This window comes from Mycolicibacter sp. MU0083, from assembly GCF_963378075.1.
GTDB classification, from domain to species: Bacteria; Actinomycetota; Actinomycetes; order Mycobacteriales; family Mycobacteriaceae; genus Mycobacterium; species Mycobacterium kokjensenii.
Map to the genome: position 1 here is coordinate 1,264,810 of NZ_OY726394.1, position 16,691 is coordinate 1,281,500.

A 16,691-nucleotide genomic window follows, 5' to 3' on the forward strand; every position below is an offset into this window, starting at 1 on the left:
CAGCGGAAAGTGGCGGTCAGGGGAAGCGCTGCAGGCAGCGATCGAAATCGCCGAGGACCCCGGTGCGGTACGCATCGATCCGGGAGAAGCCGGCCGGGACCGACTCGCCGTTGACGTCCCCGGCGGCCAGCCCGTTGGTCAGCAACCCGGACACCGCTTCGTCCAGATCGCCGGCGGTCAAGGTGATCTTGCCGCCGTTGGTGGTCTCGACACCCTGCGACAGCCTGGTGGTGGCGACCCCGGTCAGGCAGGCGGTACGCAGTGCGGCCGCGGCATTGTCGAGGACCAGGCCGCCGTGTTCGATCTGCACCCGCTGCAGGTACCGCGAGATCAGTGCCGAGTAGGCGGTGTTGTCGCCGGAGAGCGTCGCCAACTTCTGGTCCTCGTTGGGGGTGCCCATCGTCTGCAGGGCCGGCAGGTCCACCACGATCGTGTTGGTAGCCGGGCAGTATGAGGCGGGCGGGCTGGGACGCGCGTCGGGACACGACGGTGCGGCATCGGCGTCGAAGCTGAGTTTCGGCGGTTCGGCCGGGGCGAACGTGGTCGTCATCGCGTCGACGATCATCTGTACCGACGCTTCGCTGACGGGCACCTCACCGGTCTCGTTCTGCTGCAGTTGCACCGGCAGTTCACCGCGCCGTTGTTCGATCTCCTCGGCGTCGATGCCACGGCATGACCCGGCACCGTCGGTGAAACCGAACTGGAAGGCCGACAATCGCTCGAAGGCCGAACCGTGCTCGTTGCCGCCGACCGTCTCGCCCGGATTCAGCAACGGGTCACGCAGCGCCAGCATCGCGGCCAGCACACCGTTGAGCCCGTCGCCGGTGCTCAGCGTGAACCGCGGGGAATCCCCGTGCGCCACCCAACGCAGGTAGACACCGGCCAGGCAGTCGGCTTGTTGTTCGGCCACCAGGGTCGGGGTCTGGCGCCGCTTGGTGATGCCCGCCGTCCGGGCGATCGCGTGACCGTACTCATGGGCCAGCACCATGGTGACCGCGATGTCCCCGTAGGCGTTGCGCAGCGCGGGCAGCAACAGTCGGCGATCCCAGCCGATGGTGTTGTCCAGATAGCAGTAGGCGGCGTTGACCAGCAGGAAAGTCCTGCTGGCGCAGAATTTTCCGCGGGGCTGCCGGGGGTCCCAGGAGACCAGCGCCTTGGCCGGTCTGAAGTCGCCGTCGAAGGTATTGGGGTAGGTGGTGGTCCAGAACGCCTCAAGGTCACTGACCGACTGGGCGGCGAGCTGATCGATCCGACCGCCGTCGGTGCCCTTGACCTCGCGGCTGGGTGGCGAGGCGTCCGGGCGCAACCCGGTGGGACCGTCGACGGCCCGCAGGCCACCCACCCGGAACGGGTCGGCGAAGATCGACACCGGTGTGCCGTCGAGCAGTCGAGCGCATCCGCTCAGCAACAACATCAGTACACAGGCGGTGATCAGATAGCGGTGGTTCAGCGAGCCTCGACGAAGGAGAGGCGAAGCTGGGGCCACCGCATCAACACGGTGCCGTTGGCGGCCAGGGGGCATGAGGTACCAGGATAGTGCGCTCAGTCGCCTCGCAGCCGTTGCAGAGCCAGGCGCACCTTTCCGGCGTCGGTGGTGCCCCAGAACGGCGGTAACGATGCCCGGAGATATCCGGCGTAGCGGGCGGTGGCCATCCGCGAGTCGAGCACCGCGACCACACCCCGGTCGTCGGTCCCGCGGAGCAAGCGGCCCGCTCCCTGGGCCAACAGCAGAGCCGCATGGTTGGCGGCCACCGCCATGAACCCGTTGCCCCCGTGCGCGCTGATCGCGCGTTGCCGCGCGGTCAACAGGGGATCGTCGGGCCGCGGGAACGGGATCCGGTCGATCAGCACCAGTGACAGCGACGGCCCCGGTACGTCCACGCCCTGCCACAGCGACAGCGTGCCGAACAGCGATGTCTCGGCGTCGTCGGCGAACTGCTCGACGAGGGCACCGGTGGTGTCGTCGCCCTGGCACAGCACCGGGGTGTCCAGTCGCTCGCGCATCACCTCGGCCGCCGCTCGCGCGGCTCGCATGGACGAGAACAATCCCAACGTCCGGCCACCCGCCGCCGTGATCAGGCCGGCGATCTCGTCGAGTTGTTCGGCGGTGTCGGTGCCGTCGCGGCCCGGCGGGGGCAGATGCGCGGCGACGTAGAGAATCCCGGCCTTGGCGTGGTCGAACGGCGAGCCCACGTCCAGTCCCCGCCAGCGTGCGGCCTGGGCGTCCTCACCGCGCCGCAGCCCCCAGTTGCCGGCCATCGCGTCGAAGGACCCACCGATGGTCAACGTCGCCGACGTCAGCACCGTGGTCGCCCGGGCGAACAACCGCTCGCGCAGCAGGCCGGCCACAGACAACGGTGCCACCCGCAGCACCGCCCGCACCGATCCGCGGTTGTCCTCGTGGTTGAGCCACACCACCTCGAAGCGATCGGGGATGGCCGGTTCGAACGAGGTCAGCATCCGGGCCGCGGTGTCGGCGATCTCGGTCAGTGCGGCGGCGGACTCCTTGCGGGCGGCTGCGACTTTGGGGTCGGCGGGAGCGGTATCGATCGCCGAGCGAGCGGCACCGGCGGCGTCGCGCAGCGCGGCAAGGTAGGTCGCGAGCTCCTCGTCGAGATGATCCATCCGGCCGGGAGTGCCGTCGTGAATCGCCGAGCCGAAGGTCAGCGCCGCGGCGTCGAGTCGCTGGACCAACTCCGGGGCGATCAACCGGGCGACGCGGCGGACCGCGACGCTGAGCATGGTCGCGCTGAGCTCGGCGGTGGCCACCGAGGTCACCCGGTCCACCAGCTCGTGTGCCTCGTCGACCACCAGCAGGTGGTGCTCGGGCAGCACGTTGGTTTCGGAGATCGCATCGATGGCCAGTAGTGCGTGATTGGTGACGACGACGTCGGCCTCGGCCGCGACGGCACGGGCCCGCTCGGCGAAGCATTCCGTGCCGAATTGGCAACGGACCGCACCCACACATTCCCGCGCCGAGACGCTCACTTGAGACCAGGAGCGTTCCGGTACACCGGGTTTGAGGTCATCGCGGTCTCCGGAGTCGGTGTCCTCGGCCCAGGCGGTGAGTCGCTGCACGTCTCGCCCCAGCGCGCTGGCCGCGAACGGATCGAACAGCTCCGCCTGCGGCTCCGCGTCGGACTCTTCGGCGATACCCGCGTGGATCTTGTTCAGGCACAAATAATTCCGCCGGCCTTTGAGCAGGGCGAAGGTGGGGCGGCGGGGCAGCACCTTCTCGAGTGCGCCGGCCAGACGCGGCAGGTCACGGTCCACCAATTGGCGCTGCAGTGCGATGGTCGCGGTCGAGACCACCACAGGGCTTTCGTCGGTCAGCGCACGTGCGATCGCCGGAACCAGGTAGGCCAACGACTTCCCCGTACCGGTGCCGGCCTGCACCGCCAGGTGCACACCGGACTCGAAGGACTGCGCCACCGCCTCGGCCATCTGAACCTGGCCTTTGCGTTCACTGCCGCCGAGTGCGGTCACCGCGGCGGCGAGTAGCTCCGGGATCGAGGGTTCAGTCATGTTGTGCGCAGGGTGAAGTGCGGCAGCGAGTGCTCCGGGGCAGATTGGCCGGTATGCCGGCACAAGCGTGGGCGACGTTGATCGTGGGCGGCATAGCCGCAATCGGTGTCATCGTCACCTGGCAGCAGAAGAACGGTGCCGACCGGCGCAGCGAGTGGTGGCGGCGTAGTGCATGGGCTTTTGAGCGTACCTTCAGCGCCGATGACGGCGAGGCTGGGCTCGGTTGGGAAATGCTCGATTCGCTGTTGCGATCTACACTTGCCACCAGGGATGACTCGGACGTCGTGCAGGTGATCGTGGATTACACCGTCACCGATGTCAGTCCTTAGGAGGGTAGACATGTTGAGCGACGAGCAGCAGGCCGCCGAGTCAAAACCCAGGCCGGTTCGGAGCCTTGCGGTTCGGGTAGCCGCTGCCCGCGCAGCGGTCACCGCCAGTAAGAAAACCGGGCGTCCGGTGGAACCGTTCGTGCAGGAGCTTGCTGAAACGGATTTGCCGGGTAATCCCTACGTTCCTTTTGTCCTACCCAGTCGCTGGCGACGGTTCATCTCGGCGTTGTGGCCGAATCTCTAGCGACGGTTTCGGAAACCAGATACGTACCGTGCCCCTCGATCACCAGGCCGTAATCGCCGAAACGCAAAATCTCGTTGACCCGCCATCGCATCGATATCCATATCGCGGACGGTAGTGACTCCGACTCTCGCGGTTCGACCCGTTTTTTGCGCGAAGCACCACTACCCTGAGCCCATGAGCGACCAGCGGTTGCCGGGCGGAGCGGTGCACGAGCTGCCCGCGGACCTGCGCGACGGGCTGCTGAGCAGCCCCACCGCGTCGGCCGCCTGGCAGGACATCACCCCGCTGGCGCGCAACGAGTTCATCTGCTGGGTCGAGGACGCCAAACAGCAGGCCACCCGGGAGCGCCGCATCCGACGCACCCGTGAGGAACTCGAGGAAGGCATGCGGCGCCCCTGCTGCTGGCCCGGGTGTAAACATCGTGAGCGCAACGGCCGATAGCCCGCTCAGCCGGCGTTGACTCTGCATCCAGGGCGGCGTTCCTCGGCGTGTCGTCGCCCTGGACGCAGAATCAACGGGGGTTGTGAGGGCAACGGGGGTGCTAGAGCGCCAGTCGCGTCGGGATCGCCGGCTCGCCGTGCGCGAGCTTGAGCCCCTCCCACGGCAGGCTGTGCAGCCCGGCCGCCACCCGCTCACGCGCGGCGGCCAGCGCCGGAGTTCCGGTGGCGGCGACCACCTCGCCGCCGCGCACCAGCGGAATCGTCAACGTGCGCGCCGGCCCGTCCAGTACCGGCGGCCGACCGGCCGGGTAGACGACCTCCTCGGTGACGGTGCCGCTGGCCCGGGCAAGTCGCAGTGCCTGTTTGCCCCCGCCTCGGGACTGCTTGCCGGTGCTGCGTTTGTGCACCGGGTGGCCGTCCACCTCGACCAGTTTGTAGACGAACCCGGCCGTCGGCACGCCCGAACCGGTCACCAGCGCGGTGCCGACCCCGTAGCTGTCCACCGGCGCGGCTCGTAGCGCCGCGATGGCGTACTCGTCGAGATCGCCGGAGACCACGATCTTGGTTCCGGTGGCCCCCAGCCGGTCCAACTGGTCGCGGACCTGCTGGGCGAGCACCGCCAGTTCGCCGGAGTCGATGCGGACCGCACCCAGTTCGGGCCCGGCCGCGGCGACGGCATTGGCCACCCCGGTCGTCACGTCGTAGGTGTCCACCAGCAACGTGGTGTCGACGCCCTGAGCGGCGACCTGGGCGCGGAATGCGGCGGACTCGCCGTCGGCGCCGGTATGCAACAACGTGAACGCGTGCGCGCTGGTGCCCAGCACCGGCACGCCGAAGCGGCGATGCGCCTCCAGATTGGAGGTCCCGGCGAATCCGGCCAGGAAGGCCGCGCGGGCCGCGGCCACCGCGGCCTGCTCATGGGTACGCCGGGACCCCATCTCGATCAACGGCCGGCCGTCGGCCGCGCCGACCATGCGTGCCGCCGCCGATGCGATCGCCGTGTCGTAGTTGAAGATCGACAGGATCAATGTCTCCAGTACGACGCACTCGGCGAAGGTTCCGCGAACACTGAGCACCGGCGACTCCGCGAAGAACAGTTCACCCTCGGCGTAGCCGTCGATATCGCCGCGGAACCGGAAATCCCGGAGGAAATCCACCGTCGCCGGATCCAGGAATTCCTCGACCAGACGTACCGCCGCGTCGTCGAATGCGAAATCGGGCAGTGCCGCCAAGAGCCGATCGGTACCGGCGACCACCCCGTAACGGCGCGCTTCGGGCAGTCGGCGGGCGAACATCTCGAAACCGGTCCGCCGATCGGCGGTGCCGTCGCGCAGGGCCGCGGCGAGCATGGTCAGCTCATACTTGTCGGTGAGCAGCCCGCCGCACCGGGCCGAGGGGTCCACCCGCCAACCGTATCGACTGGACTCGACCCCACCCACGCTCGGTATCCTGAGCGGTATGGCCACGTCAGCACCGACGTCCTCTCCGGTGAAACCGCAGGGCACCGGAGAGCGGCACGCCGACTCGGTCGAGGACGCGACGTCCCCGTGGGTCACGATCGTCTGGGACGATCCGATCAACCTGATGACGTACGTGACCTACATCTTCCAGAAGCTGTTCGGTTACAGCGAGCAGCATGCGACCAAGCTGATGCTGCAGGTCCACCACGAGGGCAAAGCCGTGGTGTCGGCGGGCAGTCGCGAGTCGATGGAGGTCGACGTCTCCAAACTGCATGCCGCCGGGTTGTGGGCGACCATGCAGCAGGACCGCTGAGACTCAACCGAAGGGAACCGGGACTTCACCGTGCAAAAGTGGAAGCGGGTCGAAACCGATGGCGGCCCCCGCTTCCGGTCCGCGTTGGCACTGCATGAGGCCGCGCTGCTCCGGAACCTGGTCGGCTCGATAGTCGGCATGCTCGATGCCCGGGAATTCTCTTCGCCGCCCGATGAACTCGAACAGATCACCGGGATGCGGGCCGGAAACTCCCGACCGCCCCAAGACGCCACCACGCGGCGACTGCTGCCGGATTTCTACCGGCCCGACGGCCCCGACGGTCCGGGCGTCCCCGACAGCCCCGACACGCACGCTCCGGTCGACGCCGACGGCCTGAACTCCGCGCTGCGCAGTCTGCACGAGCCGGCCATCATCGATGCCAAACGCGAAGCGGCACAACAGTTGCTGGCGACCGTTCCCGAATCGGGCGGCCGCTTCGAGCTCACCGAGGAACAGGCCAACGCCTGGATCGCCGCGGTCAACGACATCCGGCTCGCGCTGGGCACCATGCTCCAGATCGGTCCCGACGGCCCCGAACAGCTGTCGGCGGGCGACCCGATGGCCGGTCAACTCAACGTGTACCAGTGGCTCACGGTGCTGCAGGAATACCTGGTGGTCGCTCTGATGGGACGGTCCCGCCGATGACATCGTTGGGTTCGATCACCGATGTCGCCGGTATCCGGGTGGGGCATCATCAGCGGATAGATCCGGATGCGACGCTCGGGTCCGGCTGGGCCAGCGGGGTCACCGTGGTGTTGGCGCCGCCGGGGACGGTCGGCGCCGTCGACGGTCGCGGCGGAGCACCGGGCACCAGGGAGACCGATCTGCTGGATCCGGCCAACAGTGTGCGCTGGGTGGACGCGGTGGTGCTGGCCGGTGGCAGTGCCTACGGTCTGGCGGCCGCCGACGGCGTCATGACCTGGTTGGAGCAGCAGGGCCGCGGTGTCGCGCTGGACGGTGGGGTGGTGCCGATCGTTCCGGCCGCTGTCATCTTCGACCTGCCGGTCGGAGGCTGGGATCGGCGGCCCACCGCGGACTTCGGCTATGCGGCCGCGGTAGCCGCCGCCGGGCCCGACGGCATACGGCCGGCGTCGGGCAGCGTCGGCGCCGGAACCGGGGCGCGTGCCGGCGTCTTCAAGGGCGGGGTGGGTACCGCTTCGACCACTGTGGAGGTGGGGGAGCAGACGGTCACCGTCGGTGCGATCGTGGTGGTCAATCCGACCGGTGACGTGATCGACCACACCACCGGGCTGCCCTGGTCGACCCTGCTCATCGAGGAATTCGGCCTGACGGCGCCGCCGTCGGAGCAGCTGTCGGTGCTCGCCGGGCTGGAACCCAAATCGTTGGCGCTCAATACGACCATCGCCGTGGTGGCCACCGATGCCGTGCTCAGCCCGGCCGGTTGCCGACGGATGGCGATCGCGGCGCAGGACGGGCTGGCCCGGACCATCCGGCCCTCGCACACCCCGGTCGACGGGGACACCGTGTTCGCATTGTCGACCGGGACCGTCGACGTGCCGACGGTGCCGGGAACCCCGGACGCGATGTCGCCGGAGACCGGCCTGATCACGGCGGTCGGGGCCGCCGCAGCGGACTGCCTGGCGCGGGCGGTGCTGTCGGGCCTGCTGGAGGCCGATTCGATAGCCGGAATCCCGACCTACCCGGGAACCCTGCCCGGGGTGTTCGCGAACCGGCCGACCGACGGCGCCGGAGGCGCGTGAGGTGAATGCCATACCGCCGGGGGAGACCACCTCCGCCCCGGGCTCCGGGAAGAAGCCGGCCTGGCGTACCGGGGGTGCCACCGTCGTCGCCTTCGTCGCGGTGCTCTACCTCGTGGAAGCCGTGGACCAGGTCAGTGGACACCGGCTGGATCGCCACGGCATCCGGCCCTTGGAAGCCGACGGTCTGTGGGGTGTGGTGTTCGCGCCACTGCTGCATGCGAACTGGGCGCACCTGCTGGCCAACACCGGCCCCGCCCTGGTGCTGGGTTTCCTGCTGGCCCTGACCGGGCAGGTGCGGTTCCTGCTGGCCACCGCGATCGTGTGGGTCGTCGGTGGCCTGGGCACGTGGCTGATCGGCAACGTCGGATCGTCGTGCGGGCCGACCGACCACATCGGCGCATCCGGCCTGATCTTCGGTTGGTTGGCTTTCCTGGTGGTGTTCGGCTGGTTCACCCGCAGCCTCTGGCAGATCCTGATCGGTGCGGTGGTGCTGCTCTGTTACGGCGGGATCCTGTGGGGAGCGGTGCCGGTGCTGGGCGTGTGCGGCGGGGTGTCCTGGCAGGGCCACCTGTGCGGGGCACTCGCCGGGGTGCTGGCCGCCTACTGGCTGGCGGGTACCGAACGCCGGCAGCGCAACCGTCGTCGGGAGTTGCCGGCGTGAGCCCGATCGGAATCTTCGACTCCGGGGTCGGCGGGCTGACCGTGGCCCGCTCGATCATCGACCAGTTGCCCGATGAGGACATCATCTACGTCGGCGACACCGGAAACGGCCCCTACGGTCCGCTGAGCATTCCCGAGGTCCGAGCGCACGCCCTGGCCATCGCCGACGACCTGGTCGAGCGGGGGGTCAAGGCGTTGGTGATCGCCTGCAACACCGCGTCGGCGGCGTGCCTGCGCGACGCCCGGGAGCGTTATGACGTCCCGGTCGTCGAGGTGATCCTGCCGGCGGTGCGCCGGGCGGTGGCAACCACTCGCAACGGCCGTATCGGTGTGATCGGCACGCAGGCGACCATCGACAGCCACGCCTATCAAGACGCGTTCGCCGCCGCCCGCGACACCGAGATCACCGCGGTGGCCTGCCCGCGGTTCGTCGACTTCGTCGAGCGCGGCATCACCAGCGGCCGACAGGTACTCGGTCTGGCCGAGGGCTACCTGGAGCCACTGCAGCGCGCCGGCGTGGACACGCTGGTGCTCGGTTGCACCCACTACCCGCTGTTGTCGGGATTGATCCAGCTCGCGATGGGTGAGCAGGTGACGTTGGTGTCCAGCGCCGAAGAGACCGCCAAAGATTTGCTGCGGGTCCTCACCGAGCGTGAGCTGCTGCGTGCGCATCCCGAACGCCCCGACGCGCCCGCACCGCTGCGCGTGTTCGAGGCCACCGGCGACCCGGAGGCTTTCGCCGACTTGGCTACCCGTTTTCTGGGGCCGACCATCACCGGTGCCGGGGCGGTGCATCGACACGCCTCGCGGCGATAGCCGGTGATTTCGATGACGAATCATGAGCAAACCGCCGGTGTCTTCGTCATGGCTCCGGCGAACATGGCACAGTAGTCAACGTGCGACTGACCGTGCTCGGCTGCTCCGGCAGTGTGGTAGGTCCGGATTCGCCGGCATCGGGATACCTGTTGCAGGCACCGGACTCACCGCCGCTGGTTATCGACTTCGGCGGCGGGGTATTGGGTGCCCTGCAGCGGCATGTGGACCCGGGGTCGGTGCATGTGTTGCTGTCGCACCTGCATGCCGACCACTGCCTGGATCTGCCGGGCCTGTTCGTCTGGCGCCGCTACCACCCGTCGGTGGAGACCAAACCGTTCGACAGGGGACTGCTCTACGGGCCGGCCGATACCTGGTCGCGGATGGGCGCCGCCTCGTCGCCGTACGGCGGAGAGATCGACGACATCACCGACATCTTCGATGTTCGTACCTGGGTCGACGGTTCCGAGGTCGCCTTCGGGGAGCTTCGCGTCCAGCCGGGGCTGGTCTCACATCCGACCGAGTCGTATGGGATGCGGATCACCGATCCGTCCGGTGCGACCCTGGTCTACAGCGCCGACACCGGTTACTGCGACGCGGTGATCGAGTTGGCCCGCGGTGCCGATGTCTTCCTGTGTGAGGCGTCGTGGACCCACGCGGCCAACCGGCCGCCCAACCTACACCTGTCGGGGACCGATGCCGGGCGTATCGCCGCGGCGGCCGGCGTCGGCCAGCTGCTGCTGACCCATATCCCGCCGTGGACCTCCCGCGAGGACGTGATCGGCGAAGCCAAGGCCGAGTTCGACGGGCCGGTGCACGCCGTGGTGTGCGACGAGCAGTTCGACATCAAGCGGTCCTGATACAGCGTGTGTCGGCCCCCGCCGCTAGGGTTGACCGCGTGTCCAAACGAGAAGACGGTCGCCTCGACGACGAGCTGCGCCCGGTCGTTATCACCCGTGGCTTCACCGCTAACCCGGCCGGGTCGGTGCTGGTCGAATTCGGCAATACCCGGGTCATGTGCACCGCCAGCGTCACCGAAGGTGTCCCGCGCTGGCGGAAGGGTTCCGGTCGCGGTTGGCTGACCGCCGAATACGCCATGCTGCCCGCCGCCACCCACACCCGCTCGGACCGCGAATCGGTCAAGGGCCGGGTGGGTGGACGCACCCAGGAGATCAGCCGGCTGGTGGGGCGCTCGCTACGCGCCTGCATCGACCTGGCGGCGCTGGGGGAGAACACCATCGCGATCGACTGCGATGTCCTGCAGGCCGACGGCGGAACCCGGACCGCGGCGATCACCGGCGCTTATGTGGCACTGGCCGACGCGGTCACCTATCTGTCGGCTGCCGGGAAGTTGTCCGACCCGCGCCCGTTGTCGTGTGCGATCTCGGCGGTCAGCGTCGGCGTGGTCGACGGCCGGGTCCGCGTCGACCTGCCCTACGAGGAAGACTCACGTGCCGAGGTCGACATGAACGTCGTGGCCACCGACACCGGAACCCTGGTGGAGATCCAGGGCACCGGTGAGGGCGCCACCTTCCCGCGCTCGACCCTGGACAAGATGCTCGACGCGGCACTGGCCGCCTGCGAGAAGCTGTTCGTGGTGCAGCGTGAAGCGCTGGCGTTGCCCTATCCGGGAGTGCTGCCGGACGGGCCGGCGCCCAAGAAGGCATTCGGCAGCTGAGCCGTGCCGTCGACACAACTGTTGGTGGCCAGCCGGAACCGCAAGAAGCTGGCCGAACTGAGCCGGGTGCTGGAACGCGCCGGGGTGCTCGGACTGCAGCCGGTCTCGCTGGATGACGTGCCCTCCTACCCGGAATCCCCGGAGACCGGGGCGACGTTCGAGGAGAACGCCTTGGTGAAGGCGCGAGACGGCTATTCTGCGACCGGATTGCCTTGTGTCGCTGATGATTCCGGTCTGACCGTTGCGGCCCTCAACGGCATGCCGGGGGTGCTGTCGGCGCGGTGGTCCGGCAGTCACGGCGACGACGCGGCGAACACCGCATTGCTGCTGGCCCAACTCTGCGACGTCCCCGACGACCGCCGCAGTGCGGCGTTCGTCTCGGCGTGTGCGTTGGTGTGGGGTTCCGGACCGCAGTGCGAAGTGGTGGTGCGCGGTGAGTGGGCCGGCGACATCGCCCGCGAACCCCGCGGCGACGGAGGATTCGGTTACGACCCGGTGTTCGTCCCGGCGGGCGGCGACCGCACCGCCGCGCAGCTCACCCCGCAAGAGAAGGACGCCGCGTCGCACCGGGGCCGAGCACTGGAACTGCTCTTGCCTGCGTTGCGGCAGCTAGTGGGTTGACCCGTGACGCTGGAAGCCGGGTCGACTTTCGCCGGTTACCGGATCGAGCGCCTGTTGGGTGCCGGGGCGATGGGCGAGGTGTACCTGGCACGGCATCCGAGACTGCCGCGCCATGATGCGCTCAAAGTCCTTTCGGGCCGGCTGACCGCTGACGACGAGTTCCGGAAGCGATTCCGGCTCGAGGCCGACTTGGCGGCGACGCTGTTTCACCCGAACGTCGTCGGCATCCATGACCGCGGGGAGTCCGACGGGCGGCTGTGGATCGCGATGGATTACGTCGACGGCACCGACGCGGCGAAACTGGTGGCCGACCGCTTCCCGGCGGGAATGCCCGTCGACGAGGCAACGGCGATCATCGGGGCGATCGCCGAAGCCCTCGACGATGCCCACCGACAAGGGCTGCTGCATCGAGATGTCAAACCCGCGAACATCATGCTGGCCGAATCCGGTCGACGCATCCTGCTGACCGATTTCGGGATCGCCCGCCCGTTGGGGGAGGCCACCGGACTGACGGCAACCAATTTCACCGTCGGCACGCTGTCCTACGCTGCGCCCGAACAGCTGATGGGCGGGGACCTCGACGGCCGCGCCGACCAGTACGCGTTGGCGGCCACGGCGTTTCATCTGCTGACCGGAGCCGCGCCGTTCCCGGCCGACAATCCGGTGGCGGTGATCAGCAGGCACCTGACCGCCGCCCCACCGCGAGTCAGTGCGCACCGGCCCGAATGGGCCCATCTGGACCCGGTGTTGGCCAGGGGGCTGGCCAAAGACCCTTCGCAACGGTTCGCCAGTTGCCGCGATTTCGCCCAAGCGCTGCGCGGCGAGACGGTCGCTGCCGGCGTACCCGCCGCCACCTCGCGCCGGCGGTGGCCTTGGCTGGTCGGCGGTGCCGCCGCGGTGACCGGGGTGGTCGCCGTCGTGGCGGCGGTGGGTGGGGGAGCCGCGGAGCCGGCGCCGACCCCGACGACCGTCACCTCACAACCGGTGACCGTCACGGTGACCGAGTCGGCCACGGTGCCCGCACCGGTGCCGTTCGTGTCGTCACCGGCGGCCCCACCACAGCCCGCCGTCGCGCCGCCGACCACCGCCGTGCCGCCGCCGGTCACGACCGTCGCGCCACCGGTCACGACCGTGCCGCCCCCGGTGCCGGAGCCGGGGGCCACCGCGCTCTGCCGTGACGGCAGCTCATCGTTCAGCGCCCGCCGCAGCGGCACCTGCGCCAATCACGGCGGGGTGCAGCGCTGGGTCAACCGGCCGCCGGAATGACGGGGGCGTGGCTTCAGAGGCCGAACTGGGCCTTGACGTTCCGGGTCTGGAAATGCTCGACGATGATGCCCAACAGCGGAATCGTTCCGGCCAGCAACACACCCACGGTCTTGCCCACCGCCCAGCGCGCCTTGACCGCCAGGTTGAACGTGGCCAGCAGGTAGGCGAAGTACACCCAGCCGTGCACCACGCCGATCCAGACCGGCGGGTTGTCCACCTTGACCACGTAGCGCACCACGATCTCGTAGCACAGCGCGATCAACCAGATGCCGGTCGCCCAGGCCAGCATCCGGTAGCGCATCAGCGCCAACCGGACGCGTTCGGCCGGGGCCGCGCCGGGCGGCCGTTCCATCTCCGGAGTGGTCATGCGGTATTCCTGTTCTGTCGATCCTGTTCGGTCAGTTCGGCCAGGTAGGCGTTGTACTCCCGCAGGGCGGGGTCATCGATCGGGGTGGCTGCGGCCGCCGGCCGCTCCGGCAGCAGTCCGGCCGGGATCTCGGTCACGGTATCGGCCGGGTGCAACTCCGGGGGGACTTCTTCATAGCGCACGAACTTGCGATAGGCGTACACGCAGAACCAAGCGAACAAGGGCCACTGCAGCGCATAGCCCAGATTCTGGAAGGTGCCGTTGACCTCCTGGAAGCGGGTCCATTGCCACCACCCCAGCGCCAGGCATGCGCAGGCGGCGACGATGACCAGCACGATCAAAGCCGGTCTCCGACGCTGTGTAGTGGACACCCCTTGACGGTACCGCGTGACCTGCCGAGATGGCCGTGCGGAAGGGGGTTCGCGTTGTGAGATGAGGGGCGACGGAGGCTACGATGACTGCGTTTGCGGGCGTGGCGAAATGGCAGACGCGCCGGCTTTAGGTGCCGGTGCTCGAAAGAGCGTGTGGGTTCGAGTCCCTCCGCCCGCACAGATTTTTTACGGGATCACCCCATGTCGCAGAGGTCTTCGCGGTGCGAGAATGAAGGGTCGGAGTCCCTGCTGGATTGGTGCCGCCCATGAACAGAAAACTGGCCGTGACCGTCCTCGGTGCGGTGCTGGCGTGCGGCCCGACGGCCCCGATCCCGGCGGCGTCGGCCGATCCCAACGCCGAGGACCAGGCTTTCTTCGACGAACTGCAGCATGAGGGGCTGCGGCCCGACTACGCCAAGCGGATTTGCGTGAGCAACAAATGCGAACCGCTGGGCACTGCGCTGGTGCGGGAGGGGCACGAGGTCTGCGCCGCACTTGCCGATGCGCCCCGACTGGTGCCGGTGTCGGTAATCGCCGATCTGCAAGCGACACCCAATGAGGCGCACGTCATCATCAACGCGTCCCGGCTGGCCTATTGTCCGCAGTCACCGGACCCGTATCGGCGTTCCCCGACGTCGCAGGGTTAGTTGGTCGCGACCGGCACCGGCGTTTCGCCCAAGGCGGGGGTGTGCCGCGCCCTGCGGGTGTAGATCACGATGCCCACGGCCGAAATCGCCCACACCAGATACTGCACGCACCAGGCCAGCCGGAACGCGGAGAACGAATAGCCGCCGGCCAGCGCGATGATCAGTCCCATCGCCTGCATGACCAACAGGCTCGCGATGAATCCACCGGTATTGACCATGCCCTGTGCGGTGCCCATCGCCGCCGGTGGGTTGTAGGACCGGGCGAAATCGAACGCCAGCATCGACACCGGTTGACCCGCCGAGATCACCAGGATCAGCACCACCAGCAACCAGTGCGGCGCGGGGTGCGGCAGTGCCAGCAGCACGGTCCAGACCACGGTGATCAACGCGATCATCGTCAGCGCCACGGTCGGTCGGTGCTCGGGTCGGCGTGCCGAGATCGTCCCGACCAACAGTCCGACCACGATGAACGGCAGCACCGACAGCGTCAGCGCCGCTCCGGCCAGATCCCGCGGGAGTTCCTGCGCGGTGGTCAGGTACGGCACCCCCCACATCAGCGCGAAAACGCCGGGCGAGGACGAGTTACCCATGTGCGCGAACAGACCGAGCTTGGTTCCCGGTCGTGACCACACCGCCTTGATCTCCCCGAAGGCGGCACGGAATGCGCGCTTCTGGACCAGCACCGGGGCTCCGGGCGGGGCGTCGCGCGCGACGGCGAATGTCAGCATGGCCGCGAAAACCCCGAGGCCGGCCGCGGAAAGGTATGCGGCCGTCCAGCCGCCGTGCAGCAGAATCGCCAGGAACGGCACCGCCGATAGGAACTGGCCGAACTGGCCGCAGATCCCCGTCAGTTGAGTCAGTAGCGGAACACGCTGGGGGGCGAACCAATTCGGCAGCAGTCGGATGACCGAGATGAAGATGAACGAGTCGCCGAGGCCGACCACGCCGTACGCGCTGATCGCGGTGACCAGTGAATGGGTCAACGACAGCGTCACCTGCGCGGTGGAGAGCACCGCGACACCGCTGGCGATCATCACCCGCGGACCGAAGCGGTCCAGCAGGACCCCGGCGGGGATCTGCATGGCGGCGTAGACGATCAACTGCACGATCACGAACGACGACAGGGTGCTCGGGCCCGCATGGAACCGTTCGGCGGCGTCGAGGCCCGACACGCCGAAGGTGGTCCGGTCCAAGACGGCCACCAAGTAGGACAACAGGCCGGTGCCCCACACGATCCAGGGACGCACTCTTCAGGCCTACCTTGTCTTCTTTGTTTCCGGGCCCCGCAATGGTCGCACAGTCAAGACGCTGCGAAAACTGCCTTAGTCTGTGACGCGTGTTGGTTTCCCGGCGTGACGTGTTCAAGCTCGCGGCGACGGTACCCGCTGCACTGGGGATCGGTGCCGCGCGGTCGGCGCTGCTCGGCGACGTGGCCGGTGCGGCACCGTTGGGAGTCTTGCTGGACTATTCCGCCGGGGTGCTGACCGCCGACCAGATCCGCGCGGCCGGCGCCGCCGGTGCCATCCGCTATGTCTCGGATCGCCGGCCGGGCGCCGAGTGGATGCTGGGCAAGCCGATGCGGTCAGCTGAAGCCCGTGACCTTCTGGAAGGCGGGCTCGCGGTGGTGTCCTGCTACCAGTTCGGCAAACAGGCCACCGCGGACTGGCTGGGTGGTGAGGCGGCCGGGGTGGAGCACGGCCGCCGCGGTGCGCAATTGCACACCGCTGCCGGTGGCCCCGACGACGCCCCGATTTACGCCTCGATCGACGACAATCCGTCCTACGAGCAGTACAAACAGCAGGTGGCGCCGTATCTGCGGGGCTGGCAGTCGGTGATCGGGGCGGAGCGCACCGGTGTCTACGCCAACTCCCCGACCATCGAGTGGGCGCTGCAGGACGGCCTCGGCGCCTATTTCTGGCAGCACAACTTCGGTTCGCCCGGCGGAACCGCCCACCCGGCGGCCAACCTCCATCAAGTGGAGATCGACCGCCGCACCGTCGGGGGCATCGGTGTGGACGTTAACGAGATCCTTCAGCCGCAGTTCGGCCGGTGGGGGTGACCAAACCGTCGACAGCCGCCGGACCAGCAAACCGGTGCCGCGGACGGCACCGATTGCCCTGCGCTTTCGGGTTCGCGGTGTCGGACGCTGCCGACGGCGGTTGGCCGGGCCGGTTCAAAGATAACGATTAGATAACAATAGAGCCTTGATCTGCGCGGTTATAGCTACTCGACCGTA

At 68.5% G+C, this 16,691-nt stretch carries 20 protein-coding genes and 1 tRNA gene; 15 read left to right on the forward strand and 6 right to left on the reverse strand.

Annotated elements, in window-relative coordinates:
- Positions 1–16 precede the first annotated feature (16 nt).
- The gene (locus RCP38_RS05965) at positions 17–1,414 is read right to left on the reverse strand and encodes a neutral zinc metallopeptidase (protein ID WP_308476215.1); all 1,398 of its coding nucleotides are present in this window, start codon (positions 1,412–1,414) and stop codon (positions 17–19) included.
- A gap of 128 nt (positions 1,415–1,542) precedes the next feature.
- Complete coding sequence (locus RCP38_RS05970; RefSeq protein WP_308476216.1) at positions 1,543–3,525, reverse strand: ATP-dependent DNA helicase; 1,983 nt, start codon at positions 3,523–3,525, stop codon at positions 1,543–1,545.
- A 53-nt stretch (positions 3,526–3,578) separates the two neighbouring features.
- On the opposite strand from RCP38_RS05970, the gene RCP38_RS05975 reads away from it, so the two are divergent.
- The 3 genes from RCP38_RS05975 (at position 3,579) to RCP38_RS05985 (ending at position 4,539) form a co-directional block, all read left to right on the forward strand.
- A complete protein-coding gene (locus RCP38_RS05975) occupies positions 3,579–3,854 on the forward strand; it encodes a hypothetical protein (protein WP_308476217.1) in 276 nt (91 codons plus the stop codon).
- 10 nt (positions 3,855–3,864) lie between these two features.
- Positions 3,865–4,098, forward strand: a complete 234-nt coding sequence (locus tag RCP38_RS05980) for a hypothetical protein (RefSeq protein WP_308476218.1) — start codon at positions 3,865–3,867, stop codon at positions 4,096–4,098.
- A 174-nt stretch (positions 4,099–4,272) separates the two neighbouring features.
- On the forward strand, positions 4,273–4,539 hold the full coding sequence (locus RCP38_RS05985; RefSeq protein ID WP_308476219.1) for a YdeI/OmpD-associated family protein: 267 nt from the start codon (positions 4,273–4,275) through the stop codon (positions 4,537–4,539).
- A 100-nt stretch (positions 4,540–4,639) separates the two neighbouring features.
- On the opposite strand, the gene RCP38_RS05990 is transcribed toward RCP38_RS05985, so the two are convergent.
- The gene (locus RCP38_RS05990) at positions 4,640–5,941 is read right to left on the reverse strand and encodes a nicotinate phosphoribosyltransferase (RefSeq protein WP_308476220.1); all 1,302 of its coding nucleotides are present in this window, start codon (positions 5,939–5,941) and stop codon (positions 4,640–4,642) included.
- 55 nt (positions 5,942–5,996) lie between these two features.
- Here RCP38_RS05990 and clpS point away from each other — a divergent pair, with 55 nt between their 5' ends.
- From clpS to RCP38_RS06035, 9 genes are all read left to right on the forward strand, one after another.
- Positions 5,997–6,311: an ATP-dependent Clp protease adapter ClpS gene (clpS, locus tag RCP38_RS05995; protein WP_308476221.1), complete on the forward strand. Its 315-nt coding sequence runs from the start codon at positions 5,997–5,999 to the stop codon at positions 6,309–6,311.
- A 30-nt stretch (positions 6,312–6,341) separates the two neighbouring features.
- Positions 6,342–6,956 carry an oxidative stress transcriptional regulator AosR gene (aosR, locus tag RCP38_RS06000; protein WP_308476222.1) on the forward strand — a complete coding sequence of 205 codons (615 nt, stop codon included), beginning with the start codon at positions 6,342–6,344 and terminating at the stop codon, positions 6,954–6,956.
- On the forward strand, positions 6,953–8,032 hold the full coding sequence (locus tag RCP38_RS06005) for a P1 family peptidase (protein ID WP_308476223.1): 1,080 nt from the start codon (positions 6,953–6,955) through the stop codon (positions 8,030–8,032). Before aosR ends, RCP38_RS06005 begins: the two co-directional genes overlap by 4 nt.
- Before the next feature lies 1 nt (position 8,033).
- On the forward strand, positions 8,034–8,693 hold the full coding sequence (locus RCP38_RS06010; RefSeq protein ID WP_308476224.1) for a rhomboid family intramembrane serine protease: 660 nt from the start codon (positions 8,034–8,036) through the stop codon (positions 8,691–8,693).
- The gene (gene murI / locus RCP38_RS06015) at positions 8,690–9,508 is read left to right on the forward strand and encodes a glutamate racemase (protein WP_308476225.1); all 819 of its coding nucleotides are present in this window, start codon (positions 8,690–8,692) and stop codon (positions 9,506–9,508) included. The genes RCP38_RS06010 and murI overlap by 4 nt, the downstream gene beginning before the upstream one ends.
- 80 nt (positions 9,509–9,588) lie before the next feature.
- Positions 9,589–10,365 carry a cyclic nucleotide-degrading phosphodiesterase gene (locus RCP38_RS06020; RefSeq protein ID WP_308476226.1) on the forward strand — a complete coding sequence of 259 codons (777 nt, stop codon included), beginning with the start codon at positions 9,589–9,591 and terminating at the stop codon, positions 10,363–10,365.
- Between the two features lie 38 nt (positions 10,366–10,403).
- Complete coding sequence (gene rph / locus RCP38_RS06025) at positions 10,404–11,183, forward strand: ribonuclease PH (RefSeq protein ID WP_308476227.1); 780 nt, start codon at positions 10,404–10,406, stop codon at positions 11,181–11,183.
- 3 nt (positions 11,184–11,186) lie between these two features.
- Entirely contained in the window at positions 11,187–11,804 is a 618-nt protein-coding gene (gene rdgB, locus RCP38_RS06030; RefSeq protein WP_308476228.1) for an RdgB/HAM1 family non-canonical purine NTP pyrophosphatase, read from the forward strand.
- Positions 11,805–11,807: 3 nt separating this feature from the next.
- Entirely contained in the window at positions 11,808–13,070 is a 1,263-nt protein-coding gene (locus RCP38_RS06035) for a protein kinase domain-containing protein (RefSeq protein ID WP_308476229.1), read from the forward strand.
- Positions 13,071–13,083: 13 nt separating this feature from the next.
- Here RCP38_RS06035 and RCP38_RS06040 read toward each other — a convergent pair whose 3' ends face one another.
- Together RCP38_RS06040 and RCP38_RS06045 are read right to left on the reverse strand one after the other, a co-directional pair.
- The gene (locus RCP38_RS06040) at positions 13,084–13,437 is read right to left on the reverse strand and encodes a DUF3817 domain-containing protein (protein WP_308476230.1); all 354 of its coding nucleotides are present in this window, start codon (positions 13,435–13,437) and stop codon (positions 13,084–13,086) included.
- Positions 13,434–13,808, reverse strand: coding sequence for a hypothetical protein (locus RCP38_RS06045; RefSeq protein ID WP_308476231.1), 375 nt, complete (start codon positions 13,806–13,808; stop codon positions 13,434–13,436). The genes RCP38_RS06040 and RCP38_RS06045 overlap by 4 nt, the downstream gene beginning before the upstream one ends.
- Before the next feature lie 95 nt (positions 13,809–13,903).
- On the opposite strand from RCP38_RS06045, the gene RCP38_RS06050 reads away from it, so the two are divergent.
- Positions 13,904–13,986 (forward strand) — tRNA-Leu (locus RCP38_RS06050).
- A gap of 88 nt (positions 13,987–14,074) precedes the next feature.
- The gene (locus RCP38_RS06055; protein WP_308476232.1) at positions 14,075–14,455 is read left to right on the forward strand and encodes a DUF732 domain-containing protein; all 381 of its coding nucleotides are present in this window, start codon (positions 14,075–14,077) and stop codon (positions 14,453–14,455) included.
- Here the strand turns inward: RCP38_RS06055 and RCP38_RS06060 are convergent.
- Positions 14,452–15,702: an MFS transporter gene (locus tag RCP38_RS06060; RefSeq protein ID WP_308476233.1), complete on the reverse strand. Its 1,251-nt coding sequence runs from the start codon at positions 15,700–15,702 to the stop codon at positions 14,452–14,454. The two genes, RCP38_RS06055 and RCP38_RS06060, sit on opposite strands and share 4 nt — an antisense overlap.
- 89 nt (positions 15,703–15,791) lie before the next feature.
- Here RCP38_RS06060 and RCP38_RS06065 point away from each other — a divergent pair, with 89 nt between their 5' ends.
- A complete protein-coding gene (locus RCP38_RS06065) occupies positions 15,792–16,514 on the forward strand; it encodes a DUF1906 domain-containing protein (RefSeq protein ID WP_308476234.1) in 723 nt (240 codons plus the stop codon).
- The last annotated feature ends 177 nt before the right edge of the window (positions 16,515–16,691 follow it).

Bases quoted from the DNA above. Each gene is read 5' to 3' on its own strand.
- RCP38_RS05965 (WP_308476215.1), bottom strand. From the start codon at position 1,414: ATGTTGTTGCTGAGCGGATGCGCTCGACTGCTCGACGGCACACCGGTG.
- RCP38_RS05980 (WP_308476218.1), top strand. From the start codon at position 3,865: ATGTTGAGCGACGAGCAGCAGGCCGCCGAGTCAAAACCCAGGCCGGTT.
- clpS (WP_308476221.1), top strand. From the start codon at position 5,997: ATGGCCACGTCAGCACCGACGTCCTCTCCGGTGAAACCGCAGGGCACC.
- RCP38_RS06040 (WP_308476230.1), bottom strand. From the start codon at position 13,437: ATGACCACTCCGGAGATGGAACGGCCGCCCGGCGCGGCCCCGGCCGAA.
- RCP38_RS06055 (WP_308476232.1), top strand. From the start codon at position 14,075: ATGAACAGAAAACTGGCCGTGACCGTCCTCGGTGCGGTGCTGGCGTGC.
- RCP38_RS05975 (WP_308476217.1), top strand. From the start codon at position 3,579: ATGCCGGCACAAGCGTGGGCGACGTTGATCGTGGGCGGCATAGCCGCA.
- RCP38_RS05970 (WP_308476216.1), bottom strand. From the start codon at position 3,525: ATGACTGAACCCTCGATCCCGGAGCTACTCGCCGCCGCGGTGACCGCA.
- RCP38_RS05985 (WP_308476219.1), top strand. From the start codon at position 4,273: ATGAGCGACCAGCGGTTGCCGGGCGGAGCGGTGCACGAGCTGCCCGCG.
- RCP38_RS06005 (WP_308476223.1), top strand. From the start codon at position 6,953: ATGACATCGTTGGGTTCGATCACCGATGTCGCCGGTATCCGGGTGGGG.